Raw genomic sequence first — 23,582 nt, forward strand, 5'->3', positions numbered from 1 at the left:
TATAGGGTTTTTATACAGTAGGCGGAAGAGGTTACGGTGTAACTCTTTGTTAAAAAATTAACGCGCCAGCCAGCCGCCATCCACTGCCAGTGTATAGCCGTTGATATAGTCAGACGCGGAAGACGCAAGGAATACTGCCGGGCCTTTTAAATCCTCCGGTGATCCCCAGCGCCCGGCGGGGATACGATTGAGAATTTCTTTGCTGCGTTCGGCATCGTCACGCAGTTGCTGCGTATTATTGGTTGCCATGTAACCCGGCGCAATCGCGTTAACGTTGATGTTATGCTGCGCCCATTCGTTAGCCAGCAGACGCGTAATGCCCAGCACGCCGCTTTTAGACGCGGTATAAGACGGTACGCGAATCCCGCCCTGGAAAGAGAGCATTGAGGCAATGTTAATGATTTTCCCGCCGCCGCCCTGGTGTAAAAATTGTTTCGCTACCGCCTGAGAGAGGAAAAACACCGACTTCAGATTCAGGTTAATCACGTCATCCCAGTTCTTTTCGCTAAAAGAGAGCGCATCTTCCCGACGGATGGTTCCGGCGTTGTTTACCAGAATATCAATGTGGCCCATCGCCGCGACTGCCTTCGTCACGATATCCGTAATCGCATCCTGACGACTGAGGTCCGCCTGAATAGCGGTGAATCGGCGCCCGAGAGCCTGTACTTGGGCGGATGTCTCTTCCGGTATTTTGCGGCTGACGCTGATGATATCGCAGCCCGCTTCCGCAAGCCCTAAAGCCATCCCTTGTCCCAAACCCGTATCGCACCCGGTGACAAGCGCAACTTTACCGTTCAGGTTGAAGGCGTTCAGTATCATAGTGACCTCTGTATGCTGTTATTGTCGTTATGGCTGATCCACACGACAAGCATAGAAGGGCGTGATGAAAAATTCAAACTAAAATGAAACGATGTTTCAATAATTTGACGGGCGTTGGATTTGCGGACAACCCGGCGTTGCCCGCGAAAGGGGTTAACCGCGAAGATCGCTCAGCGTTAAATCGGCTAAGGAGTGCAGTTTCACGTTGGCCAGCACGAAGCGAGGATCGTTTTGTCCTTCTTCTGCGGGCACCACTACCGAGCGCATACGCGCGGCTTTGCTGGCAATCATGCCATTGACTGAATCTTCCAGCGCTACGCAGGTGAGTGGGTCAACGCCCAGTCTGGCGGCGCAATCGAGGTAAACCTGCGGATGCGGCTTGCTGTAGGGCAATTTTTCCGCGGATGCCAGCGCATCGAACTGGTCGCGCAGGTCAAACATGGTCAGCACTTTTTCCAGCATATGCAGTGGCGAGGCTGACGCGAGGCCTACCTTCAGGCCGTTTGCTTTGCACAGGGCGACGGCTTCGCGCACCCCCGGCAGCAGCGGGCGGGTTTCTTCCACCAGGCTGATGGCGCGTTCGATAATGCGCGCAGTGACATCTTCACGGCTTGGCCCGTTCCAGGGCTGCTGAGCAAACCACAGATCCACCACCATATCGATGCGCAGACCCAGGGTATCTGGCAGTTCGTTGCGACGAGTAATATCCACGCCAAGGCTCGCAATGACCTCCAGTTCGGCACGATCCCACAGTGGTTCGGAATCGATCAGTAATCCATCCATATCAAAAATAGCGGCGAGTATCTGGCGCTCTGCGGACATAACAACCTCTCTATTGAGTAACTTAGGCGATGAATGCCGTTTAATATGGTATATCATATCGCGCGTAAAGTCGGGAAAAATGGCTGCCAGCAGGTAGACTGATAACATAAATTCTGACAAAAAGACGTCTGAACAAGGGGAACCCATGACGTATCAACAAGCGGGACGCATTGCGATTCTCAAACGTATTTTAGGCTGGGTGATTTTCATACCTGCGCTCATTTCAACGCTGATCTCGGTACTGAAATTTATGTACGATCACAGCGAAAAGCAGCCGGGCATCGATGCGGTGATGATGGATTTCGCGCACGTGATGATCGAGATGATGCGTTTCAACACACCTTTCCTGAATTTCTTCTGGTATAACTCGCCGACGCCAAATTTCCAGCAGGGGCTGAACGTGATGTTCTGGGTGATTTTCGCGCTGGTGTTTATTGCGCTGGCCTTGCAGGACTCTGGCGCACGCATGAGCCGTCAGGCGAAGTTTCTGCGTGAAGGCGTTAACGATCAGATGATCCTGGAAAAAGCGAAGGGTGAAGAAGGCATGACGCGCGAGGCGCTGGAAGCGAAAATTAAGGTGCCGCATAACACCATCTTTCTACAAATATTCCCGCTTTATATCCTGCCGATTGTAGTAATCGTGATAGGTTACTTCTTCTTTAAAGTACTTGGTTTTATCTAACTGTTTTGAGGCCCGGTGAATCGCCGGGCGTCATATTAGTTAGCGGGGATCGCACGGGGTTTGCCGGAGGGATCTACTGCAACATAGATAAACAGTGCTTCAGTTGCTTTGTAGCGCTGGCCAATCGGCTCAGACGACACCTTTTTCACCCACACTTCAATATTCACCGTAATTGACGTATTGCCTTTTTTAACACAGCGCGCATAGCAGCAGACAACATTACCTACGGCAACCGGGCGCAGGAAGGTCATACCGTCAACGCGTACGGTGACGACCCGTCCGTGTGCAATCTCTTTTGCCAGAATCGCGCCGCCAATATCCATTTGTGACATTAACCAGCCGCCAAAGATGTCTCCATTAGCGTTGGTGTCCGCGGGCATGGCGAGTGTGCGTAGAACCAGTTCACCCTGCGGGGCATCATTTTTCAGTGTCATTATAATCCCTGTGCTTATTCAAAAGACGACGGGCGGGATGCTACTACGAAATGGGCAAGGAGAATAGAGAAACGCGCGTATGACGGGGCCGCTGGAAGAAAAAACAGACAAACAAAGGCTGCCCTCGTAACCTGAATATCACAATAAATTGAATATTTTTCTATCTAAAGATGGCTAAGCTTTCCCTGACTTATTAATAACAGGATGAAGACAATGAAAAAAATATCAGGGCTGGTCTTACTGAGCACGCTTATCGCAATGCCGGTTGCTTTTGCGGCGCCTCAGGGGACACTGAGTGTGCATATTTTGAATCAGCAAACCGGTATACCTTCAAAAGATGTCGAGGTGACGCTTGAAAAGCAGCAGTCGTCGGGATGGATCATGTTGGCGAGCATGAAGACGGATAACGATGGGCGCATTAAGTCGCTTTATCCTGAAACCGAGGACATGCAACCTGGTGTTTATCGTGTGGTATTCAAAACAGGGGAGTATTTTAAACGTGATCATTTAACCTCCTTCTTCCCTGAAATTCCGGTGCTGTTTACCGTGACGAAAACTAACGAAAAGCTTCATGTTCCCCTTCTACTGAGCCAGTACGGTTACTCAACCTATAAAGGAAGTTAGTGAAGGGCAGAAAGAATAGGGCACCTGATTTACGTTGCGTTAAACCAGCCAAAAGTGCTCTATAATTATGAGAGCGACCAGCACAGGAGAGGCAAAATGTATACTCCACTTGTCGTTATCATGTTTATTCTGCTCACCGCGCAGGCGCTCATTGAAATAGGTGTTCTGCATCACTGACCTGACCGTCCCATTTCTCAGCAGCAGAAGCACACAGTTTACCTGTGTGCTTCATGACTCACTTACCCGGCATCTTATTTACGCAGGCTGTAACGCAACCTTTTATTTTGCCATAGATGAAAAACAACGTTCTTCATGTGGATTGAATTTTCTTAAAAGCTTGTTTGATATGTGAAATCTGTCACATACTTCTTCCGTTGCCATTACAATGCCGGCCAGGAGATTACTCTTCTTAACGAATTTCGGGCAAGGCTTAGCCTGCGGTGATTCTTCAACGCTTTCGTCCAGGCCAGCTACCGATGCTGGCCTTTTTTTTATCCGTCATTAGCTCAACCGGATAGAGCTCAGAGTGTCTGTCTACTTCTGGAGATCGGGGTTCGAGTCCTCGATGGCGGATCAACACTTTCATCGACATTAGGACATCCTGGTCCAGAGATGTGCCGATTGTAACTCCTTCCCAGAAGGTAATCGCGAGGAATAAAATAAGAAAACATGAGATTGATAAGGGAATAGCTTTGTCATAAGTTTGAAGGGGCAACTCAACCTTCAGGAATATCATCATGTCTACGCGTCACACTCTAAAAACAGCATTGGCTGCGGTGATATCACTCGCTGTTCTTGTTGCGCCTGTTTACGCCAATCCGGGAAATGGTAATGGAAATGGTGGCGGCGGGCACGGAAACAGCGGTGGTGGTAGCAATCATGGTAATAACGGAAATAATGGCAAGGGCGGGGGCCATAGTGATAAAGCGCAGAAAAACAATCAGTCATATGAAGATCATGGGAAGCGCAAAAACTATGGTAAGCCAGACCATGTAGATTCAGATATTGATTTCTCGCGCGCGCGTTCTCTTGCTGTGAATTACGGACTGGTAGGCTATCAGGCGCTGCCTCCGGGCATTGCCAAGAATTTAGCACGTGGTAAGCCGTTACCTCCGGGGATTGCTAAGAAAACGCTCCCTGCCTCAATGATAAACGACCTACCGTATTATCCTGGATATGAATGGCGTGCAGTAGGTGACGATTTAGTGTTAATCGCCTTAAGTACAGCAATCGTTACTACCATAATCAACGGTGTGTTTGATTAAGAAAACGTATAAGAGTTAGATCAGAGACACACAATGAAAAGGTGCATATCATTGTGTGTCTCGAGGGCGTCAAACCTATTCGAGAGCGCATAGTTTTAGAACGTAACACGATGCGCTAATGAATTACTTTTCTTCCTGAGGCATATGGCGGTAGATGTAGACGCCGCTCAGCACAGTAAACAGAAGCGTCATCGCCGTCAGGCCAAACACCTTGAAGTTGACCCAAATGTTCTGCGGCAGCCAGAATGCAATGTAGATATTGGCCAGGCCGCAGAGAATAAAGAACACGGCCCAGGCGATATTCAGATTGGACCACACCGACGCAGGCAGCGTTAGCTCTTTCCCCAGCATGCGCTGAATCAGCGGCTTTTTCATCACCCACTGGCTAACCAGCAGCGCACCGGCAAACAGCGCGTAAATCACGGTGACTTTCCACTTGATAAACTCATCATTATGGAAAAAGAGCGTTAAGCCACCAAAGACCGCCACCAATACAAAGGTGATTAGCGCCATTTTTTCGACTTTGCGGTAGCGTACCCAGCTGTAGATCAGCACAATAGCGGTTGCGACAATCAGCGCAGAGGTTGCGGCATAAATGTCGTAAATCTTATAAAACGCGAAGAAGACGACCAGCGGTAAAAAATCCAGAAACTGCTTCATACTTCGATTCCGTACTCCAGTTGCGGCCCAACGACTGCCGGGCCTGCAGAAAATTAGTTGCGAATAAGCATATACAAGCGGAATAAATAAATCAGCAACACGGCAGAGATAAGGTTGCTGAGCGTATTCACCACAACTGCACCCACGTTTGGCGTCAGCACGGCAAAGTTTGGTGCAAATACCAGTAACAGCGTTTTCGCCAGCAGCCAGCCAATGACAGCGGGTGCCACCAGGCGCATATTGGCCCACGCCAGCTTCATGCTGCTACGCATCGAAACAAAGATACCCATTTTATCCTGCACTAACATGACAGGCGCGAAAGCCAGCACAATGGCCAACAAGACGCCCGGCACGACGATCAGCATCACGCCCATCTGTACCATAAAGGTGGTGAGGAAAATCAGTATAAACAGTTTAGGCAGGATAGGCGCGCTTGCACCAATGGCGCGCAGGGCGCTGACGCGATGACCGGCAGAAACCAGTTGAATCATCAGCATGACGCCGCCAGCCAGAATGGCGTTGCCAATCAGCCCGGAAAACGTCGATGCCGCTGAAGCGCGCAGCAGAATTTGCTGCTGCTCAGGTGTCATGTTTTGTACCAGATCAAACAGACCGACGCTTCCGGTGAGGTTGTCACCCTGACGTAGGAGAGCAAGCTGTTCATCGCTGGGTGTAAAGGCGTGACCAATCACCACGGTGATAAATGCGCACAGCAGCGCAATCAGCAAAATGGTTAAAAACTGGTTACGGAAAAAATTACCCGTGTCACGGTATACGGACTGCGCCGTGATAGACATGCACTCTCCTTGAGTATGCTTGTGTTAATTAGCCGCTGATTGTACCGCAGTTAATGCACTCGTTGCAGCCTCAAGACTCGTATGGAAAAGCATATCTTTGTAAAGAGGAGGTAAGCCGTAGCTCGCCCGAGCGCGATGACATGCCTCATTTACTTCGCCATTTTCACCCGACATGGCAAATTCACGGCAGGGAGAAGGGCGATGAGGGTAGATGGCACAGCTGACCCGGCTGCCAATTTCTCCCTCAAGTGACCTACAGCGCGGATGTTTGCTGTTGGTTCCTTTCATGCAACGTAAAAAAGGCGTGAGGGGCTCTGTAAGCTGTGCAGGGACCAGGCCGCCGCCATCATCGGCTTCAGCCCAGTAAAAAGAGACACGGAAATACGCACAACAGGCCCCGCACGTCATACACGGATTCAAATCGCTCATAGCTCACCTGAAAAAACGCATAAACAAAAGTTGTCGCGTCTAAATTATCCAGACGGTTGCAAGAGAGCAAGTGGGGATCCGGACAATCTTGTGTCAGAAAACATCCATGAAATTGATGTAGATACGTATCCTTCATCTCAATTAAATAAGCAAAAATTAATCCATATCAACAAATGTTAAAATTTAACATTTGGTGTGATCTGTGTTGCGATCTGATTAACTATTTGTAGGTATATTTGCCATGACTAATAAAACCCCTAAAAAAGGAGTGGGTATGAAAAAATTAGCAGTGGCAGCCTTAGCACTTTCAACACTTTCTGGTGGCGCATGGGCCCATGACGCGGGCGAATTTTTCATTCGTGCGGGTTCCGCAACGGTGCGTCCTTCCGAAGGTTCGGATAATGTTCTTGGTGCGCTGGGTGGATTTAATGTCAGCAATAACACGCAGTTGGGTCTGACATTTACTTATATGGCAACCGAAAACATCGGTATTGAACTGCTGGCGGCTACGCCGTTCCGTCATAAAGTGGGTACTGGCCCAACAGGTGATATCGCTACCGTTCACCACTTACCGCCAACCTTAATGGCACAATGGTATTTTGGTGATTCCAGTAGCAAACTGCGTCCATATATTGGTGCGGGTATCAACTACACCACCTTCTTTGACAACGATTTTAACAAAACAGGTAAAGAAGCCGGGCTCTCAGACCTTAGTCTTGATGATTCCTGGGGCGCCGCAGGGCAAGTGGGGATGGACTACTTAATCAACCGCGACTGGCTGGTGAATATGTCCGTCTGGTATATGGATATCGACACTAACGTGAAATTCAAACACAACGGGGAGCGTCAAAGCGTCAGTACGCGTCTTGACCCATGGGTGTTTATGTTCTCGGCAGGTTATCGCTTCTAACATATTGAAGGGCTGGCCTTCTGCGGCCAGCCTTACCCGGTTTCGGCACCATGAGGATCGCTTCCCGATCTTCCTTTCACCATCATCCTTTCAGCATGAACAGGATATTATACCTCGACCATTCACGTAGCGCGTCAAGCCACGGATCTAACCATTCCACAATGCTGTGCACATCAATATCCATCTCAAGAATAAAGCTGGTCACGGCAGCGGCGACAATCACTATATAATTCGTACACATAAGAACATCCTTATTCTTATTAAGGTATTAAGCGGATTTACATTAATTGAATAATCGCCGGTGGGCAATATTAGCCCTGATACTTTTCACTATAATCCATGGTGAATGACCGCTAGAATTAATGTCAGATTATCTTAAATTACGATAATCATTTTGTCGTCAAGCCAGTGCGTGATATCAGGAGTAGGTGAATGCCGATTGAGAACAGGTTAGAGAAAACGGGCGTACAGCCAGGACGAATGGGGTGGGTCGCGATCGTTTTCGTACTGGTTGTCGTGGTTACTGTGTTGGCGGGTAATCCCCTGGGGAATGCCCGGCAGGTCCTGCGTAACCCTGGGCTCTATATTGATGGTATTGGGCTGATATTCCTTATCTTTATGTACTGGAGTGCTACGCGGGTGCGTCTTGCCCATAACGTATTGCGTTGGGTGCGCTATGGCTTTCTGCTATGGATTGCAGGTATGACGTTCGATGTGATGGACGAAATTGTTCAGCAACCTCGCTGGATGGGATTCTATTGTGAAGACATGTTGCGTCTGGCCGGAATGCTGGCGACGGCGGTCGGTGTCTATAAAATCATTCAGCGTATAAATATGTTGTATGTCGATGCGCGCTTTAAATCCCTGCGCGATGAATTGACCCAATTACCGAATCGCCGCTTTTTCATCGATACTATTCGGGAAAAGGAGGGGCGTCAGGTCTCACTGATTATTCTGGATATTGATTTTTTCAAACGCATCAACGATACCTGGGGCCACCTGATCGGTGATGAAGTGTTGTTTGCGCTGGGCAGACAGTTGCTGAATTTAAGTAGCGATAGCGTGATGCCTGCGCGCATCGGCGGGGAAGAGTTCGCCATTATTGTTGAGGGGCGTTCGGCGAGCGACATGCATCTCTTTGCACAATCGGTGCTCGAAAATGCGAGAACGATTCTGGTCAACGGCGATCAACCGCTCTCCATCAGTATTGGGGTGGGTTCACGTGAATTGGGAGAGGCGCAGGATTCGTTCATTCGCAAGGTGGACGAAGCACTCTATCGGGCGAAGAACAATGGACGTGGCCGCATCGAGTGGGCAGAGTAAACGCCAGGTCTCTATTTTTGTCATAGAAAGACTTCCTTACCAGGGAGTCTTCATTTATCCTCGGACGGTATTGTTGTATTTTTCCTAATCGTGCAAGATCATTCGTAAGAGTTATTAATTAGATTGTAATGTAATCAGGGTAAACTCTTTCTGCAATGAATTAAATACTGAGTGATATTAGCTTTTTTTTGTCTTTCTTGACAAAGTTTTAATTAATTATTGTTAATGTTTCACGTCACACGCTCAACGTTATTATCGGAGGCCAGATGAACAGGAAGTTAAAAGAGATAGATGAACTCCTTTCGGGATTGAATCGTTCTGTCGGGGGGCATTATCGCTGGCTGGTGCAGGCGTTCCGCCTTATCGCAAAGCGAAACGATGGCACGGATGGCATTACCGGTCTTGAGGCACATAACTGCTGCCAGTTTGGCGGCTGGTTGAGTCAATATCTGGCCACTAATACCGAAGATAAAGGTTTTTTATTAACCATTAATGATAAACATATTCGGGTGCATGAAGTTTGCCGTCGATTAGTCGATTCGGTTTTACAGGATAATATACGAGAGACACTATTTAATGATTTTGAACATGCACTTCAGGAATTTGTCGCGGCCATTACTGTTTATCAGACACATTTATTACAGCTGCGTATAAGCTATGATGCATTAACCAGTTTGCCGTTGAGAAGAATCCTGGATGAATCGTTCGAAAGTCAGATAATGGATCGTAGTAACGGCGAACTGTACGTGATGATTCTGGATATCGATCATTTCAAACGTATTAATGATACCTACGGGCATATCATTGGTGATGAGGTATTACGAGCCTTTGCGCAAAAATTGCAAAGCTGCACGCGACATTATGAACCCGTTTACCGTTTTGGCGGTGAAGAGTTTATCGTGATCCTGAAGGCGAAGGGTGAGGCGGAAGCGATGGCGGCGGGTCTGCGTATCACACGTGCGATTGAACATCATCAAATCAGAGTTGGGCAATATGATATTCCGGTTACCGTCACCTCAGGCTTAACACGGGCTATTCCCGGTGAATTGCTGCGTATCGTGCTTGAACGTGCCGACGGCGCGATGTACGTGGGGAAACAGTCGGGCAGAAATCGCTGTATGTACATTAGCGAAGAAGGCTCGATTGAGCGGGTAGTGGAATAAAAAAAAGCCCGCACGAAGCGGGCAAGTAATACTGGAAGCAATGTGAGCAATGTCGTAACGAATACCTGAGTGATTTGCTCAACTATTCGTTAATGAGAAAGATAATGGTTCTCATCTAAGATATCAACCCTACAGTTTGTGTTAATTGCATTTTTTTTCGCATCCAAAGAAAAAGCTGCCGTTTGGCAGCTTTTACATAGAGATAACGCTTTAAAAATGTGCCTGTATTTTGCCGGGGGCGCTACGCTTGCCCGGCCTACACAGCACTACGCCTGGCGCGTTGCGGCCTTCATGGCCTGCGCAAAGGCTTTCAACTCGGCCAGCATAACGTCGGGCTTATCAAGATTCTTCTCGATGATTTTTACCGTGGCGGAACCGGAAATTGCCCCAGCGGCACCGGCTTCAATTGAAGCATGCACCTGCTCTGGCGTAGAAATACCAAAGCCCTGTAGCGGGGGCGCGGCGTGATATTCCGCCAGCTTTTCAACGAGGTGATGCAGCGGAAGCGCAGCGCGGCTGTCGGCTCCCGTCACGCCCGCACGAGAAAGCAGGTAGGTATAACCGCGACCGTGGGAAGCAATCTGACGCAGCAGGTCGTCGTCGGCGTTCGGCGGGCAGATGAAGATCGGCGCCACGTTGTGGCGCATTGCAGCCTGGCGGAACGGGGCGGACTCTTCAACCGGCACATCAGCGACCAGGACTGAATCAACACCCACTCGCGCGCATTCCGCATAAAACTCATCAATACCGCGGTTAAAGACCAGGTTTGCATACATCAACAGGCCGATAGGCATGCTCGGATGTTTTTGGCGAATCGCCGCCAGCATCTCAAAGCACTGTGTCGGCGTGACGTGGGAAGCAAAAGCACGCAGCGTCGCGCTCTGAATGGTCGGGCCATCCGCCAGCGGGTCGGAGAAGGGGATCCCCAGCTCCAGCGCGTCTGCGCCGCCTTCAATCAGCGCATCGATAATCTTCAGTGACTGCTCTGGGTTCGGATCGCCGAGGGTGACGAAGGGAACAAATGCGCCTTCCTTGCGGGCGGTGAGTTCTGCAAACAGGATGTCATAACGTTCCATCAGATTTCCCCTCGAGCTTTCAGAATATCGTGTACGGTAAAGATGTCTTTGTCGCCGCGTCCGGAAAGGTTAACGACCAGAAGCTGCTCTTTTTCCGGATTTTCGCGCATCATTTTCAGCGCGTGCGCCAGGGCGTGTGATGATTCCAGCGCCGGGATTATCCCTTCGTGACGGCTGAGTTCTTTAAAGGCGTCAAGCGCTTCGTTATCGGTGATTGAGACATACTCCGCGCGACCAATGCTGTTCAAATACGCATGCTGTGGCCCGACAGACGGGAAGTCGAGGCCCGCAGAGATGGAGTAAGATTCTTCAATCTGCCCCTCATCGGTCTGCATCATCGGTGATTTCATACCGAAGTAGATGCCGACGCGACCATGCTTCAGCGGCGCGCCGTGCTCGCCGGTTTCGATACCATGCCCCGCAGGTTCAACGCCAATCAAACCGACGGTGGTTTCAGTAATAAAATCGGCAAACATACCGATGGCGTTGGAGCCGCCCCCGACACAGGCGATAACGGCGTCTGGCAGACGACCTTCTTTTTCCAGCACCTGAACTTTGGTTTCTTCGCCAATCATGCGCTGGAATTCACGCACGATGGTCGGGAACGGGTGCGGGCCTGCCGCCGTGCCGAGCATATAGTGAGCAGTTTCGTAACTGCCAGACCAGTCGCGCAGTGCTTCGTTACAGGCATCTTTCAGCGTGGCGGAACCACTGTGCACCGCGATCACTTCCGCACCCATCAAACGCATACGAAAAACGTTCGGTGACTGACGTTCAATATCTTTCGCACCCATATAGATGCGGCACTTCAGGCCCAGCAAGGCACAGGCGAGCGCTGACGCAACACCATGCTGACCCGCGCCGGTCTCGGCGATGATTTCGGTTTTACCCATGCGTTTAGCGAGTAAGGCCTGGCCCAGCACCTGGTTGGTTTTGTGCGCGCCGCCGTGCAGCAGATCTTCACGTTTCAGGTACAGCGTAGTTTTGGTACCCGCTGTTAAGTTACGGCATTTGGTCAGCGCAGTCGGGCGACCCGCGTAGTTTTTCAGCAGGTCGGTAAATTCCGCCTGAAATTCCGGATCTTTTTGCGCACTGACGAAGGCTTCTTCCAGTTGACGCAGCGCAGGCATCAGGATTTGCGGAACGTACATTCCGCCAAACTCGCCGAAATAGGGATTAAGTAACGTGCTCATTGTTGCTCCTTTCATACCTTAATATGCGCGCAGTGTCTGGAAAACCGAGGCCAGTTTGCTGGCATCTTTTACACCCGGTTGCGACTCTACACCTGAATTGAAATCCAGCCCGGCGCAGCCGCTTTTGGCTGCGTCTACGCAGTTATCTGCGCCTAATCCACCTGCCAGAATCACGTTGCTGAGATCCTGTCCCTGCAACAGCGACCAGTCGAAACGTTGACCGGTACCGCCCTGGCCATTATCGAATACGTATTTATCCACGTGATTCAGATTACGAGCGGGCAGGGTTTCGCCCACGCTGAGGGCTTTCCAGATTTGCACTGTTGCCGGCAACTGTTCGCGCAGGGTGTCGATGTATGCCTGATCTTCATTACCGTGCAGTTGTACGGCGGCGAACGACAGTTCACTTGCACGTGCAACGACATCGTGAACAGGAGCATTGCGGAAGACGCCCACGTAATTCAATGGTGCGGCGGCCATCACCTCACGGGCCTGTTCAGGCGTTACGGCACGAGGTGAGGTGGCAACAAAAATCAGTCCCCCGAAAATTGCGCCAGCGTCATACGCCGCCTGGGCATCCTGTGGACGCGTCAGCCCGCAGACTTTATTTTCGCCCAGCAGCACGCGGCGAACTGCCGTATTCAGATCGTCGTGCGACATCAGCGCAGAGCCAATCAGGAAGCCGTTAGCAAAGTGGCTTAACTCGCGCACCTGGGCATAGGTGTTAATTCCCGATTCGCTGATCACCGTCACATCGTGGCCCAAACGTGGTGCCAACTGGCGGGTACGGTTCAGGTCGATAGAGAGATCGCGCAGGTCGCGGTTATTAATTCCGACCACTTTTGCACCCAGCGCAATCGCGCGTTCCAGCTCTTCTTCATTACTCACTTCCGTCAGCACGCCCATTTTCAGGCTGTGGGCGACGGCGGCGAGCTGGCGATATTGTTCATCATCAAGGACCGAGAGCATCAGCAGACAGGCATCGGCCTGGTAAAAACGTGCCAGGTAAATCTGGTAAGGATCGATAATAAAGTCCTTACACAGAATCGGCTGGTGCGCGATTTTGCTGACGATAGGTAAAAACTCAAAATTACCCTGGAAATATTTCTCATCGGTTAACACGGAAATAGCCGATGCATAATGCTTATAGACACCTGCAATACGCGCCGGGTCGAAATCATCACGGATGACGCCTTTCGACGGAGAGGCTTTTTTACACTCCAGAATAAAGGCGGTGCGTGTGCCGCGCAGCGCATCGTAGAAACTACGCTGCGTAGGCTGAACATCATTCTGGAACGTGGCTAACGGTTGTTGTTGTTTACGGGCTTCTACCCAAATCGCTTTATCGGCTACGATTTTTGCTAATACGGTCTGCATTTTTTACCCTCTTGCCGCTAATGCGGTGACGCAATCATAGGCTGCACCGCTGCGCAGAACATCCAGTACTTTTTGTGCGTTGGCTTTTAAATCTTCATGGCCATAAAGGCGCATTAACATGGCGACGTTGGCGGCGACAGCGGACTCATGCGCTGTCTCACCTTTACCTTGTAACAAGCGCGTCAGAATGTCACGGTTTTCTTCCGGCGTACCGCCAGCCAGTTCTTCCTGATGGTAAGGTTTAAGACCAAAGTCGGCGGCGGTCAGCTGATAGCTCTTGATTTCACCCTGATTAAGTTCGGCTACCACGGTCGGCGCATGCAGCGAAACTTCATCCATACCACCGCTGTGTACCACGGCGGCGCGTTGATAACCCAACACGCGCAGGGTTTCCGCAATCGGCAGCACCAGTTCCGGGCTGTAGACACCAATCAGCGCCAGCGGGGGATGCGCCGGGTTAATCAGCGGCCCCAGCACGTTAAACAGCGTACGGGTTTTAAGCTGCTGGCGAACCGGCATCGCGTATCGGAACCCGGTGTGGTATTTCGGCGCGAACAGGAAACAGACGCCCAGTTCATCCAGCGCTTTTCGTGACTTATCAGCATTCATATCCAGATTGATGCCGAATGCAGCCAGTAAGTCCGATGATCCGGATTTGCTGGAGACGCTACGGTTGCCATGTTTCGCCACTTTCAACCCACAGGCCGCCGCGACAAAGGCGCTGGCGGTCGAGATGTTGATGCTGTTGCTACCGTCTCCACCGGTGCCGACGATATCGGCGAACGGGTAGTCCGGGCGTGGAAATGGTGCGGCGTTTTCCAGTAATGCGGTGGCCGCTCCGGCGATTTCAATCGGGCTCTCACCGCGAATTTTCATGCTGACCAGCGCGGCAGCCAGCTGCTCCGGCTTCACTTCGCCGCGAACCACGGCAGAAAATAGCTGGTGGCTTTCCTGTTGCGTCAGGGTTTGCGCCTGATACAGTTTTTCCAGAATCGGTTGCAGGGTGTTGGTCTGCTCCAGTTTTTGCAGCGCCCATGCCAGGGTTTGTTCCAGCAGGCGTGCGCCCTGCGTGGTCAGAATCGATTCCGGATGGAACTGGAAACCACACACGCGATCCGCATCGTGGCGAACCGCCATCACCATGCCGTTAAAGTGCGCGTTAATGGTTAAGCCCGCGGGAATATTGCTGCCGACCAGCGAGTGGTAGCGGGCAACCGGCAGCGGGTTGCTCAGCCCGGCAAACATCGCCTGGCCGTCGTGCTCAATGCTTGACGCTTTCCCGTGCAGGATTTCACCTGCCTGACCCACGTAGCCGCCATAGGCTTCGACAATCGCCTGATGCCCGAGGCAGATACCGATAATCGGCAATTTGCCGCGCATACGGGTCAACAGTTCCGGCATACAACCGGCTTCGGACGGTGCGCCAGGGCCTGGTGAGAGCATCAGCACCGGGTTTTTCATGGTGCCCAGACGCTCAATTAACGTTTGAGCAGGCACATGGTTGCGATAAATCACCACGTTGTGACCGTTGGCGCGTAGCTGATCTGCAAGGTTATAGGTGAATGAGTCGATATTATCGAGCAGCAGAATGTCAGCCATCAGAAAATCTCCTGTGCGTGGTGTGCGGTTGCGATTGCGCGCAATACCGCGCGTGCCTTATTACGTGTTTCATCGGCTTCGGACTGGGGAACAGAATCCAGTACCACGCCAGCGCCAGCCTGAACGGTGGCAACGCCGTTTTCAACGAAGGCGGAACGGATCACAATGCAGGTATCCAGATCGCCGTGAGCGGTGAAGTAGCCGACCGCGCCGCCGTAGCTGCCGCGACGCTTGCCTTCTGCGCCTGCGATAAGTTGCATCGCGCGAACCTTCGGTGCGCCGCTCAGGGTGCCCATGTTCATGCAGGCGCGATAGGCGTGCAGCACGTCGAGATCTTTACGCAGCTCGCCAACAACGCGAGAAACCAGATGCATTACGAAGGAGTAACGGTCAACTTTGGTGAGGTCCGCCACATAGCGGCTGCCCGGTGTACAAATGCGCGCCAGGTCATTACGCGCGAGGTCAACCAGCATCAGATGCTCCGACAGCTCTTTATGGTCGGTGCGCATTTCCAGCTCAATGCGGCTATCAAGGTCGCGGTCCAGAGAACCGTCTGCGCGACGACCGCGTGGGCGGGTACCGGCAATCGGGTAGATCTCAATCTGGCGGCTGGTGGCTTCATATTTCAGCGAGCTTTCCGGTGAAGCGCCGAACAGGGTGAAGTCGTTATCCTGCATGAAGAACATATACGGGCTTGGGTTGCTCTTTTTCAGAACATCATAAGCGGCCAGCGGCGACGGGCAGGGCAGTGAGAAGCGACGAGACGGCACCACCTGGAAAATTTCCCCGGCGCGAATCGCTTTTTGCATTTTGCGCACCACATCACCGTACTCTTCATCACTTTGATTGGTCTCGCAGCGCATCTGTTCAACAGTTTCCACCGGCAAAGCCGCAGGCGGCTCGTTCAGTTGTTGGCGCAGCTCCGCAATGCGTTGCAGCAACCTGTCTTTTTCACTCAATGATGGCGTGAACAGGCTGGCCTGAATGCGCGTGTTTTTGGTCTGGTGGTCAATCACCAGCAGGGTTTCCGCCAGGTAGAAGCAGTAGTCCGGGCAGGAGGTGTCGCTTTCAAGCGTTGGCAGGTCTTCAAAACCGGCCACCAGGTCATAAGCGAACAGCCCGCCGAAGAACATTGCATCGCGCTCGTCTTCTGGCAGCGTCACCAGCGTTTGCAGCAGGCGGAACGCGTCAAAAACCGACAGTGAGCACAGACGCGCATCTTCATCCAGCAATTGGCTGACTGCCGGGAAAGTCAGCACGCGGCCGCTAGCCTGATGCTGGTTGTCAACGCCCGCTGGCAGCGCCGCATCCAGCAGCGGCAGCAGTGACGCGCCGTTTTCGGTTAGCGCATGAATAGTGACAGTGTCACCGAGTGCGGTGATACGCAGCGCACTGTCGACCAGCAGCAGGCTTTTTAAATCGTTTTTGCTATCAATATCCGCAGATTCCAGCAGCAACGTGGCCGGGCGTGAACCGCATAGCTGATGAAACAGCGCGGTGGGGTTTTCACGATAAATCGCGTCACTGGTCAGAAGCTCAAGCGTTGGTTTTGATGTTTGCATTGTTTGTTTCGCCTGTTCTGTAAAATAAGTGTTCAATAAAAAGCCCGCTCAGTGGCGGGCCGGGTATCTGTTTGCATAATGCAGACGTGATGACACTGCCCGTTATCTGGGAGTGCGCCACCAACCATGCAGTACATTGATTTGCGTCTTCATTTGCCGATACCTTGCTTAAGTGAACTTGCGTACTAGTTAACTAGTTCGATGAATCAAAGTCAACCCCTGATTTTAGAAATTCCTCAGTAAACGTTATGATGAGCCGTCTTATACGAATATTAGCCCAACGGGAGCCGTTTTGAGCGACACAACATACGCAGTGATTTACGATCTTCACAGCCATACCACCGCCTCTGATGGTCGATTGACGCCGGAAGCGCTGGTGCATCGCGCCCTGGAAATGCGCGTGGGTACGCTTGCGATCACCGATCATGACACTGTCGATGGCATCCCTTTGGCGCAGGCAGAGATCGCGCGCGCCGGTCTGGCGCTGAACTTAATAACCGGCGTTGAGATTTCGACGCTGTGGGAAAATCACGAAATTCATATTGTCGGCCTGAATATTGATATTGAGCACCCGGCCTTAACCGCCTTTCTGAATCAGCAAAAAGCGCGGCGAAACGAGCGGGCGGCGATGATTGCCGAGCGTCTGGAGAAAGCGCATATTCCCGGCGCGCTGGAAGGCGCACAGCGTCTGGCCGACGGCGGCGCGGTAACACGCGGTCATTTCGCCCGTTTCCTGGTGGAGCAGGGGAAAGCGAACACCATGGGTGATGTGTTTAAAAAATATCTCGCGCGCGGGAAAACGGGATACGTTCCGCCACAGTGGTGTACAATAAGGGAAGCTATTGATGTCATTCATCATTCAGGCGGCGTGGCGGTAATGGCCCATCCGGCCCGTTACAACCTGTCTGCCAAGTGGCTGAAAAGATTGCTGGCCCACTTCAGTGAACAGGGTGGCGATGCGATGGAAGTCGCGCAGTGCCAGCAGGCGCCACACGAGCGCGCTCAGCTTGCAACCTATGCCCGAGAATACGCGTTACTGGCCTCGCAGGGTTCTGATTTTCATCAACCCTGCCCATGGATAGAACTGGGCCGTAAGCTGTGGCTACCCGCCGGGGTAGAGGGCATCTGGCAACGCTTCGAGACGCCACAGAATTCTACTGAGAGGGAAGTATGAGTCAGTTTTTTTACATCCACCCGGATAACCCGCAGGCGCGACTGATTAACCAGGCGGTTGAGATCGTGCGCAAAGGTGGGGTGATTGTTTACCCAACCGATTCCGGCTACGCGCTGGGCTGCAAAATTGAAGACAAAGGCGCGATGGAGCGCATCTGTCGTATTCGTCATCTGCCAGATGGTCATAACTTCACGCTGATGTGCCGTGACCTGTCCGAATTGTCGACCTATTCTTATGTCGATAACGTGGCGTTTCGTCTGATGAAAAACAACACGCCGGGCAATTACACCTTCATCCTGAAAGGGACGAAAGAGGTGCCGCGCCGTCTGTTGCAGGAAAAGCGTAAAACCATCGGCATGCGCGTGCCGTCTAACCCGATTGCGCAGGCGCTGCTTGAGGCGTTAGGCGAGCCAATGCTTTCGACCTCCCTGATGTTACCGGGCAGCGAATTTACCGAATCTGACCCGGAAGAGATTAAAGATCGTCTGGAAAAAGTGGTCGATTTGATTATTCATGGTGGTTATCTGGGCCAACAACCGACCACGGTCATTGATTTAACTGACGACGCGCCAGTGGTGCTGCGTGAAGGTGTGGGCGATGTGAAGCCGTTCCTGTAAACGTGAATAAACCAGATGAATCTTTTCATCAGAAATTCATGTAAGATACGCGGCCACGAATTATTGTTATGGCGCACGTGGTGCGCCATTTGACGTGTAAAAGATACCTTTCAATGAGTTAGGGTTTAACTGAACTCAACGCATTGTTTTTGAAAGTATACCCAGACGCCTGTGAAGGCGACACCGGAAGGAAGCTCTATGAGCGATAAAAGCGAAAAACTGCAAAAAGTGCTGGCGCGTGCCGGCCACGGCTCCCGTCGTGAAATCGAGGCGATTATTGAAGCGGGGCGCGTGAGCGTCGACGGCAAAATCGCCAAACTCGGCGATCGCGTTGAAGTGATCCCTGGCCTTAAAATTCGTATTGATGGTCATCTGATTTCCGTTAAAGAATCCGTAGAACAAATTTGTCGCGTTCTGGCTTATTACAAGCCGGAAGGTGAACTCTGTACGCGTAACGACCCTGAAGGTCGCCCAACCGTATTCGATCGTCTGCCAAAACTGCGCGGCGCGCGCTGGATTGCCGTCGGTCGTCTGGACGTCAACACCTGCGGGCTGCTGTTGTTCACCACCGACGGTGAGCTGGCAAACCGCCTGATGCACCCGAGCCGCGAAGTTGAGCGTGAATACGCCGTACGCGTGTTTGGCCAGATTGATGACAACAAAGTGCGCGAGCTGTCTCGCGGCGTACAGCTTGAAGATGGCCCGGCGGCGTTTAAAACCATCAAGTTTACCGGTGGGGAAGGTATCAACCAGTGGTACAACGTGACCCTGACGGAAGGCCGTAACCGCGAAGTGCGCCGTCTTTGGGAAGCCGTTGGCGTGCAGGTTAGCCGTCTTATCCGCGTTCGCTACGGCGATATTCCATTGCCGAAAGGTCTGCCGCGCGGCGGGTATACCGAACTGGATCTGGCGCAGACCAACTACCTGCGTGAGCTGGTTGAACTGCCGCCTGAAACCGCATCAAAAGTGGCGGTTGAGAAAGACAGACGTCGCATGAAAGCGAATCAGATTCGCCGTGCGGTAAAACGTCACAGCCAGGTCAGTAACCCACGTCGTGGCGGGGGAAGCCGCAGCAACGGTTAATCAACCTCCTGATTATCAAGCCGGGCAAACAGCAATGTTTGCCCGGTTTTTTTGTGCCTGACATCCCGCCTTCACAAAATCTATCGATTTGATTGTTTCTTACGCAAAAAAGGAGATGTGAAGGAGATTCCATGAATCATATGTGAAATGCGAATAATTATCATTAGTATGCGCAATTGATTTTATGATTCATGACAGGGAATGATGGAATGTATACTTCTGTAACAACACGAAAAAAACCAATAGCCCTCTTTTTAGCCAGCTTGCTGAGCACCACTGCGTGGGCCGCCAACGAGGAGCCGACAGAATCGCTTGCCGATAACGAAACCATGATTGTTACCGCTGAGCAGGAGCTCAAGCAGCAGCCAGGCGTTTCTACCATCACCGCTGAAGATATCCAGAAAAGCCCGCCGGTGAACGACCTCTCCGACATCATCCGCAAAATGCCTGGCGTTAACCTGACGGGAAACAGTGCCAGTGGTAGCCGTGGCAACAACCGCCAGATCGATATCCGTGGCATGGGGCCGGAAAACACCCTGATTATGGTTGATGGCGTACCGGTGACATCGCGTAACTCTGTGCGTTACAGCTGGCGCGGGGAACGTGATACGTGCGGTGATACCAACTGGGTTCCGGCGGAAATGGTCGATCGCATTGAAGTGATTCGTGGCCCGGCGGCGGCGCGCTATGGTTCTGGTGCGGCGGGCGGGGTGGTGAATATTATCACTAAACGTCCGACTAACGACTGGCACGGCTCGCTCTCTCTGTTCACCAATCAGCCGGAAGACAGCAAAGAAGGCGCGACCAAACGCGCTAACTTCAACCTGAGCGGCCCGCTGGCCGGAGATGCGCTGACCATGCGTCTGTACGGCAACCTGAACAAAACGGACGCTGATGCCTATGACATCAATACCGCCCAGAACGGTTCCGCTGCTGCGGGGCGTGAAGGCGTGCGTAATAAAGATATCAACGCAGTCGTATCGTGGAAAATCACCCCGTTGCAGATTGTCGACTTCAGCTATGGCTATAGTCGCCAGGGTAATATCTACGCGGGCGATACTCAGTACAGCAACAGCAACGTCAGCCCGGGCGGGTTAGTGCAGACGCTTTATGGTGACGAAACCAACCGCATGTACCGCCAGAACTACGGCATCACCTACAACGGCATCTGGGACTGGGGAACGTCGAAACTCAATTTCAACTACGAAAAGACCAACAACACGCGTCTGGATGAAGGCTCCACCGGTAAAGTGGAAGGGATGATCAACAGTGATGATTATTCAACCAGCCGTCTCGAAAGCTATCGTGCCGGTGGCGAAGTGAACTTCCCGCTCCAGTTGCTGGTGGATCAAACCGTCACGCTGGGCGCGGAGTGGAACCGTGATGAATTGAACGATCCTGCCTCGATGACGGCGACAGATAGCACGGGTGTAACGGTGGGTAATGTCTCTGGTAGCGCCAGCGGCCGCAGCAGCAAAAACAGTTCAACCATTAGCTCCCTCTATTTTGAAGATAATATTGCCGCCACAGACAGCACTCAGATATTACCAGGACTGCGCTTCGACTATCACGATACCTTCGGTGCAAACTGGAGCCCGAGCCTGAATATTTCGCAGGGCTTAGGCGATATGTTCACCCTGAAAGCGGGGATCGCGCGGGCGTTTAAAGCGCCAAACCTCTATCAGTCTACTGAGGGATATCTGCTCTCTACGCGTGGCAATGGTTGCCCGGTCGGGGTTAGTACCGGTAGTTGCTTCCTGTTAGGTAATGAAGACCTCGATCCGGAAATCAGCGTCAATAAAGAAGTGGGGATTGAGTTCCATGACAACGGCTATGCGGCAGGGGTGACCTGGTTCCGCAACGATTATAAAAACAAAATCGTGGCCGGGGATGACGTGGTCGGTTACGCTTCAAATGGCGCCAATATCCTGCGTTGGGAAAACGGCGGTAAAGCGATCGTTGAGGGTCTGGAAGGCAACCTGACCATTCCTGTGCTGCGCGATGTCCTTGAGTGGCGCACCAACGCAACCTATATGTTCCGCTCCGAAAGCAAAAAAACCGGTAACCCACTCTCGGTTATTCCTGAATTTACCATTAACTCGCAGCTCGACTGGCAGGTCACCGACAAACTGGATACTACATTAAGCTGGACACAGTATGGTCGTCAGAAGCCGCGCCAGAATGCGGAGATCCGTAACGAAGCGGGCGAGATGTCGAGCCGTGAAATCAGCCCGTACTCCATTTTTGGCCTGAACGTCAATTACGACATCACTAAAAACCTGCGCGCCAATGCCGGGATCAACAACCTGTTTGATAAACGGGTTTATCGCGAAAACGACGGCGCATCAACGTATAACGAACCAGGTCGCGCGTACTACGCAGGCGTAACCGTCTCGTTCTAAGCCGTACCGCCGGAAAGGTTAACCTTTCCGGCATTTCTTCGTTTAATAATCGATGCCAATCTGCGCTTTGATACCCGCATCAAACGCATGTTTCACCGGACGCAGTTCACTGACGGTGTCAGCCATCTCGGTGATATCGCGGTGACAGCCGCGACCGGTAATGATCACCGACTGGTGCGCCGGGCGCTGGCGTAACGCGCTCAGCACCTCTTCCAGCGGCAGATAGTCATAGGCCACCATATAGGTCAGCTCATCCAGCACAACCAGGTCCAGCGATGCATCGGCCAGCATGCGTTTGGCATGTTGCCAGACGGCCATACAGGCGGCCGTATCGCTCTCGCGGTCCTGTGTATTCCAGGTAAAACCGGTCGCCATTACCTGAAACTCGACTCCGTGGGGCTCCAGCAAATTACGCTCACCATTGGGCCAGGTGCCTTTAATAAACTGGATGACACCGACTTTTTTGCCGTGTCCGACGGCGCGCGTCGCCGTCCCAAAGGCAGCGGTGGTTTTGCCTTTCCCGTTGCCGGTAAAGACCATGATAATGCCACGCTCTTCCTGAGCGGCCGCCACCCGGGCATCGACTTTATCTTTCACGCGCTGCTGGCGCTCGCGGTAACGTTCATCACTCATTGGGCAATCCCCGGTTTACGGCCTGGTTGGGCATCGAAAGTCATCCCTGTTTTGCGGCGGCTATCGTCGCCCATCAGCCACAAATAGAGCGGCATGATATCGGCAGGTGTTTTCAGTTTTAACGGATCTTCCGTCGGAAACGCGCTGGCACGCATGCTGGTTCGCGTGCCGCCGGGGTTAATGCAGTTGACGCGCACGCGGTTTTGATACTCCTCGGCGAGCACCTGCATCATGCCTTCGGTGGCGAATTTGGACACCGAATAGGCCCCCCAGTTGGCGCGCCCCTGGCGGCCTACGCTTGACGAGGTAAAGACCAGTGAGCCTGCTTCAGACTGCAACAACAGCGGCAGTAACGCCTGGGTCAACATAAAGGTACCGTTGACGTTAACCTGCATCACCTGCTGCCAGATGTCGGGCTTCTGTTCAGACATTGGCACTACCTCGCCGAGCAGCCCGGCGTTATGCAACACGCCGTCAAGGCGCGGGTAATGCATGCTTATTTGCTGAGCAACCTGTTGGCAATCCTGCGGTGTACAGGTGAGCAGGTCGAGCGTGAACCAACGTACGGGCAATCCGCCGTGGTTTTCAATTTCTTGCGCGACGGCGCGTAATTTTTCTTCATTACGACCAAGTAAAACCACGCTGGCACTATAGCGTGCGTAGGTGATGGCTGCTTCCCGACCAATACCATCACTGGCACCGGTGACCAGAATTATATGGTTTTGCAACAAATCGCGTTTGGGCTGGTAGTGCACGAGGACTCCTTTGTGGCTTTTCGCTACCACAATCTGTGTTCTTTTCATGGCTTTTGGGCTTTATGCCCTAATCGCGCCACTATTTCAATCAGCCAGGAGGAGAGTCAACGTAAAATTAACAATTTGCAATGATTTCATCAGCCAATTTGAATTACGGAAAGCGCCTCGCAGGCTTTAATCGTG

General features: G+C 52.1%; 24 protein-coding genes, 1 tRNA gene and 1 other annotated feature. Of the genes, 11 read left to right on the forward strand and 14 right to left on the reverse strand.

All coding sequences use genetic code 11. From position 1 onward, the window contains the following. Nucleotides 1–57: 57 nt before the first annotated feature. Nucleotides 58–819 (reverse strand): 2-dehydro-3-deoxy-D-gluconate 5-dehydrogenase KduD, encoded by a 762-nt coding sequence (gene kduD / locus F0Q32_RS20655; RefSeq protein ID WP_149464586.1) that lies wholly within the window; start codon nucleotides 817–819, stop codon nucleotides 58–60. 153 nt (nucleotides 820–972) lie between these two features. Then, nucleotides 973–1,641: a hexitol phosphatase HxpB gene (gene hxpB / locus F0Q32_RS20660; RefSeq protein ID WP_149464587.1), complete on the reverse strand. Its 669-nt coding sequence runs from the start codon at nucleotides 1,639–1,641 to the stop codon at nucleotides 973–975. Nucleotides 1,642–1,786: 145 nt separating this feature from the next. On the opposite strand from hxpB, the gene F0Q32_RS20665 reads away from it, so the two are divergent. Beyond that, nucleotides 1,787–2,323 carry a YniB family protein gene (locus F0Q32_RS20665; RefSeq protein WP_149464588.1) on the forward strand — a complete coding sequence of 179 codons (537 nt, stop codon included), beginning with the start codon at nucleotides 1,787–1,789 and terminating at the stop codon, nucleotides 2,321–2,323. A 35-nt stretch (nucleotides 2,324–2,358) separates the two neighbouring features. Here F0Q32_RS20665 and yciA read toward each other — a convergent pair whose 3' ends face one another. Continuing rightward, nucleotides 2,359–2,757, reverse strand: a complete 399-nt coding sequence (yciA, locus tag F0Q32_RS20670) for an acyl-CoA thioester hydrolase YciA (protein WP_149464589.1) — start codon at nucleotides 2,755–2,757, stop codon at nucleotides 2,359–2,361. A gap of 213 nt (nucleotides 2,758–2,970) precedes the next feature. Here yciA and uraH point away from each other — a divergent pair, with 213 nt between their 5' ends. From uraH to F0Q32_RS20685, 3 genes are all read left to right on the forward strand, one after another. Continuing rightward, nucleotides 2,971–3,381, forward strand: coding sequence for a hydroxyisourate hydrolase (gene uraH, locus F0Q32_RS20675; RefSeq protein ID WP_149464590.1), 411 nt, complete (start codon nucleotides 2,971–2,973; stop codon nucleotides 3,379–3,381). A 495-nt stretch (nucleotides 3,382–3,876) separates the two neighbouring features. After that, nucleotides 3,877–3,954 (forward strand) — tRNA-OTHER (locus F0Q32_RS20680). A 164-nt stretch (nucleotides 3,955–4,118) separates the two neighbouring features. Next, nucleotides 4,119–4,646 (forward strand): anti-virulence regulator CigR family protein, encoded by a 528-nt coding sequence (locus F0Q32_RS20685; RefSeq protein WP_149464591.1) that lies wholly within the window; start codon nucleotides 4,119–4,121, stop codon nucleotides 4,644–4,646. 123 nt (nucleotides 4,647–4,769) lie between these two features. Here F0Q32_RS20685 and F0Q32_RS20690 read toward each other — a convergent pair whose 3' ends face one another. From F0Q32_RS20690 to F0Q32_RS20700, 3 genes are read right to left on the reverse strand one after another with little or no spacing between them, the layout of a single operon-like run. Then, nucleotides 4,770–5,306 (reverse strand): septation protein A, encoded by a 537-nt coding sequence (locus F0Q32_RS20690; RefSeq protein WP_015964669.1) that lies wholly within the window; start codon nucleotides 5,304–5,306, stop codon nucleotides 4,770–4,772. 53 nt (nucleotides 5,307–5,359) lie between these two features. Continuing rightward, nucleotides 5,360–6,103 (reverse strand): YciC family protein, encoded by a 744-nt coding sequence (locus F0Q32_RS20695; RefSeq protein ID WP_149464592.1) that lies wholly within the window; start codon nucleotides 6,101–6,103, stop codon nucleotides 5,360–5,362. A 24-nt stretch (nucleotides 6,104–6,127) separates the two neighbouring features. Further along, entirely contained in the window at nucleotides 6,128–6,532 is a 405-nt protein-coding gene (locus F0Q32_RS20700; RefSeq protein ID WP_149464593.1) for a YkgJ family cysteine cluster protein, read from the reverse strand. 274 nt (nucleotides 6,533–6,806) lie between these two features. Between F0Q32_RS20700 and ompW the strand changes: the two genes are divergently transcribed. Further along, entirely contained in the window at nucleotides 6,807–7,442 is a 636-nt protein-coding gene (gene ompW / locus F0Q32_RS20705; protein WP_108475630.1) for an outer membrane protein OmpW, read from the forward strand. 82 nt (nucleotides 7,443–7,524) lie between these two features. Here the strand turns inward: ompW and F0Q32_RS26220 are convergent, their stop codons facing one another. After that, the gene (locus tag F0Q32_RS26220) at nucleotides 7,525–7,683 is read right to left on the reverse strand and encodes a hypothetical protein (protein WP_188016896.1); all 159 of its coding nucleotides are present in this window, start codon (nucleotides 7,681–7,683) and stop codon (nucleotides 7,525–7,527) included. Between the two features lie 239 nt (nucleotides 7,684–7,922). Here F0Q32_RS26220 and F0Q32_RS20710 point away from each other — a divergent pair, with 239 nt between their 5' ends. Next, nucleotides 7,923–8,765, forward strand: coding sequence for a GGDEF domain-containing protein (locus F0Q32_RS20710; protein ID WP_255475683.1), 843 nt, complete (start codon nucleotides 7,923–7,925; stop codon nucleotides 8,763–8,765). A gap of 266 nt (nucleotides 8,766–9,031) precedes the next feature. Then, a complete protein-coding gene (locus F0Q32_RS20715) occupies nucleotides 9,032–9,928 on the forward strand; it encodes a diguanylate cyclase (protein ID WP_149464595.1) in 897 nt (298 codons plus the stop codon). Nucleotides 9,929–10,194: 266 nt separating this feature from the next. Here the strand turns inward: F0Q32_RS20715 and trpA are convergent, their stop codons facing one another. From trpA to F0Q32_RS20740, 5 genes are read right to left on the reverse strand one after another with little or no spacing between them, the layout of a single operon-like run. Next, complete coding sequence (gene trpA / locus F0Q32_RS20720; RefSeq protein WP_149464596.1) at nucleotides 10,195–11,004, reverse strand: tryptophan synthase subunit alpha; 810 nt, start codon at nucleotides 11,002–11,004, stop codon at nucleotides 10,195–10,197. Continuing rightward, nucleotides 11,004–12,197 (reverse strand): tryptophan synthase subunit beta, encoded by a 1,194-nt coding sequence (trpB, locus tag F0Q32_RS20725; protein WP_149464597.1) that lies wholly within the window; start codon nucleotides 12,195–12,197, stop codon nucleotides 11,004–11,006. Before trpB ends, trpA begins: the two co-directional genes overlap by 1 nt. 18 nt (nucleotides 12,198–12,215) lie before the next feature. Beyond that, nucleotides 12,216–13,574, reverse strand: coding sequence for a bifunctional indole-3-glycerol-phosphate synthase TrpC/phosphoribosylanthranilate isomerase TrpF (trpCF, locus tag F0Q32_RS20730; RefSeq protein WP_149464598.1), 1,359 nt, complete (start codon nucleotides 13,572–13,574; stop codon nucleotides 12,216–12,218). A 3-nt stretch (nucleotides 13,575–13,577) separates the two neighbouring features. Then, entirely contained in the window at nucleotides 13,578–15,173 is a 1,596-nt protein-coding gene (trpD, locus tag F0Q32_RS20735; protein ID WP_015964659.1) for a bifunctional anthranilate synthase glutamate amidotransferase component TrpG/anthranilate phosphoribosyltransferase TrpD, read from the reverse strand. Further along, nucleotides 15,173–16,735: an anthranilate synthase component 1 gene (locus tag F0Q32_RS20740; RefSeq protein ID WP_149464599.1), complete on the reverse strand. Its 1,563-nt coding sequence runs from the start codon at nucleotides 16,733–16,735 to the stop codon at nucleotides 15,173–15,175. The genes trpD and F0Q32_RS20740 overlap by 1 nt, the downstream gene beginning before the upstream one ends. A 34-nt stretch (nucleotides 16,736–16,769) precedes the next feature. After that, nucleotides 16,770–16,864: a sequence feature (Trp leader region), on the reverse strand. Nucleotides 16,865–17,027: 163 nt separating this feature from the next. On the opposite strand from F0Q32_RS20740, the gene rnm reads away from it, so the two are divergent. The 4 genes from rnm (at nucleotide 17,028) to F0Q32_RS20760 (ending at nucleotide 22,011) form a co-directional block, all read left to right on the forward strand. Continuing rightward, nucleotides 17,028–17,909 (forward strand): RNase AM, encoded by an 882-nt coding sequence (gene rnm / locus F0Q32_RS20745; RefSeq protein WP_149464600.1) that lies wholly within the window; start codon nucleotides 17,028–17,030, stop codon nucleotides 17,907–17,909. Continuing rightward, nucleotides 17,906–18,526 carry an L-threonylcarbamoyladenylate synthase gene (locus F0Q32_RS20750; protein WP_015964656.1) on the forward strand — a complete coding sequence of 207 codons (621 nt, stop codon included), beginning with the start codon at nucleotides 17,906–17,908 and terminating at the stop codon, nucleotides 18,524–18,526. The genes rnm and F0Q32_RS20750 overlap by 4 nt, the downstream gene beginning before the upstream one ends. 198 nt (nucleotides 18,527–18,724) lie before the next feature. Then, nucleotides 18,725–19,609 carry a 23S rRNA pseudouridine(2605) synthase RluB gene (rluB, locus tag F0Q32_RS20755; RefSeq protein WP_149464601.1) on the forward strand — a complete coding sequence of 295 codons (885 nt, stop codon included), beginning with the start codon at nucleotides 18,725–18,727 and terminating at the stop codon, nucleotides 19,607–19,609. Nucleotides 19,610–19,818: 209 nt separating this feature from the next. Then, nucleotides 19,819–22,011: a TonB-dependent siderophore receptor gene (locus F0Q32_RS20760; RefSeq protein WP_149464602.1), complete on the forward strand. Its 2,193-nt coding sequence runs from the start codon at nucleotides 19,819–19,821 to the stop codon at nucleotides 22,009–22,011. A gap of 42 nt (nucleotides 22,012–22,053) precedes the next feature. Here F0Q32_RS20760 and cobO read toward each other — a convergent pair whose 3' ends face one another. Together cobO and F0Q32_RS20770 are read right to left on the reverse strand one after the other, a co-directional pair. Further along, the gene (cobO, locus tag F0Q32_RS20765) at nucleotides 22,054–22,644 is read right to left on the reverse strand and encodes a cob(I)yrinic acid a,c-diamide adenosyltransferase (RefSeq protein WP_149464603.1); all 591 of its coding nucleotides are present in this window, start codon (nucleotides 22,642–22,644) and stop codon (nucleotides 22,054–22,056) included. Then, entirely contained in the window at nucleotides 22,641–23,399 is a 759-nt protein-coding gene (locus tag F0Q32_RS20770) for a YciK family oxidoreductase (RefSeq protein WP_149464604.1), read from the reverse strand. Before F0Q32_RS20770 ends, cobO begins: the two co-directional genes overlap by 4 nt. Between the last annotated feature and the right edge of the window lie 183 nt (nucleotides 23,400–23,582).

Source organism: Pseudocitrobacter sp. 73 (genome assembly GCF_008369545.1).
GTDB classification, from domain to species: Bacteria; Pseudomonadota; Gammaproteobacteria; order Enterobacterales; family Enterobacteriaceae; genus Pseudocitrobacter; species Pseudocitrobacter vendiensis.

Bases quoted from the DNA above. Each gene is read 5' to 3' on its own strand.
- uraH (WP_149464590.1), top strand. From the start codon at position 2,971: ATGAAAAAAATATCAGGGCTGGTCTTACTGAGCACGCTTATCGCAATG.
- trpB (WP_149464597.1), bottom strand. From the start codon at position 12,197: ATGAGCACGTTACTTAATCCCTATTTCGGCGAGTTTGGCGGAATGTAC.
- trpCF (WP_149464598.1), bottom strand. From the start codon at position 13,574: ATGCAGACCGTATTAGCAAAAATCGTAGCCGATAAAGCGATTTGGGTA.
- F0Q32_RS20760 (WP_149464602.1), top strand. From the start codon at position 19,819: ATGTATACTTCTGTAACAACACGAAAAAAACCAATAGCCCTCTTTTTA.
- ompW (WP_108475630.1), top strand. From the start codon at position 6,807: ATGAAAAAATTAGCAGTGGCAGCCTTAGCACTTTCAACACTTTCTGGT.
- kduD (WP_149464586.1), bottom strand. From the start codon at position 819: ATGATACTGAACGCCTTCAACCTGAACGGTAAAGTTGCGCTTGTCACC.
- yciA (WP_149464589.1), bottom strand. From the start codon at position 2,757: ATGACACTGAAAAATGATGCCCCGCAGGGTGAACTGGTTCTACGCACA.
- F0Q32_RS20750 (WP_015964656.1), top strand. From the start codon at position 17,906: ATGAGTCAGTTTTTTTACATCCACCCGGATAACCCGCAGGCGCGACTG.
- F0Q32_RS20700 (WP_149464593.1), bottom strand. From the start codon at position 6,532: ATGAGCGATTTGAATCCGTGTATGACGTGCGGGGCCTGTTGTGCGTAT.
- trpA (WP_149464596.1), bottom strand. From the start codon at position 11,004: ATGGAACGTTATGACATCCTGTTTGCAGAACTCACCGCCCGCAAGGAA.
- F0Q32_RS20690 (WP_015964669.1), bottom strand. From the start codon at position 5,306: ATGAAGCAGTTTCTGGATTTTTTACCGCTGGTCGTCTTCTTCGCGTTT.
- F0Q32_RS20665 (WP_149464588.1), top strand. From the start codon at position 1,787: ATGACGTATCAACAAGCGGGACGCATTGCGATTCTCAAACGTATTTTA.
- hxpB (WP_149464587.1), bottom strand. From the start codon at position 1,641: ATGTCCGCAGAGCGCCAGATACTCGCCGCTATTTTTGATATGGATGGA.
- trpD (WP_015964659.1), bottom strand. From the start codon at position 15,173: ATGGCTGACATTCTGCTGCTCGATAATATCGACTCATTCACCTATAAC.
- F0Q32_RS20715 (WP_149464595.1), top strand. From the start codon at position 9,032: ATGAACAGGAAGTTAAAAGAGATAGATGAACTCCTTTCGGGATTGAAT.
- F0Q32_RS20740 (WP_149464599.1), bottom strand. From the start codon at position 16,735: ATGCAAACATCAAAACCAACGCTTGAGCTTCTGACCAGTGACGCGATT.
- cobO (WP_149464603.1), bottom strand. From the start codon at position 22,644: ATGAGTGATGAACGTTACCGCGAGCGCCAGCAGCGCGTGAAAGATAAA.
- rluB (WP_149464601.1), top strand. From the start codon at position 18,725: ATGAGCGATAAAAGCGAAAAACTGCAAAAAGTGCTGGCGCGTGCCGGC.
- F0Q32_RS26220 (WP_188016896.1), bottom strand. From the start codon at position 7,683: ATGTGTACGAATTATATAGTGATTGTCGCCGCTGCCGTGACCAGCTTT.
- F0Q32_RS20685 (WP_149464591.1), top strand. From the start codon at position 4,119: ATGTCTACGCGTCACACTCTAAAAACAGCATTGGCTGCGGTGATATCA.
- F0Q32_RS20710 (WP_255475683.1), top strand. From the start codon at position 7,923: ATGGGGTGGGTCGCGATCGTTTTCGTACTGGTTGTCGTGGTTACTGTG.
- F0Q32_RS20695 (WP_149464592.1), bottom strand. From the start codon at position 6,103: ATGTCTATCACGGCGCAGTCCGTATACCGTGACACGGGTAATTTTTTC.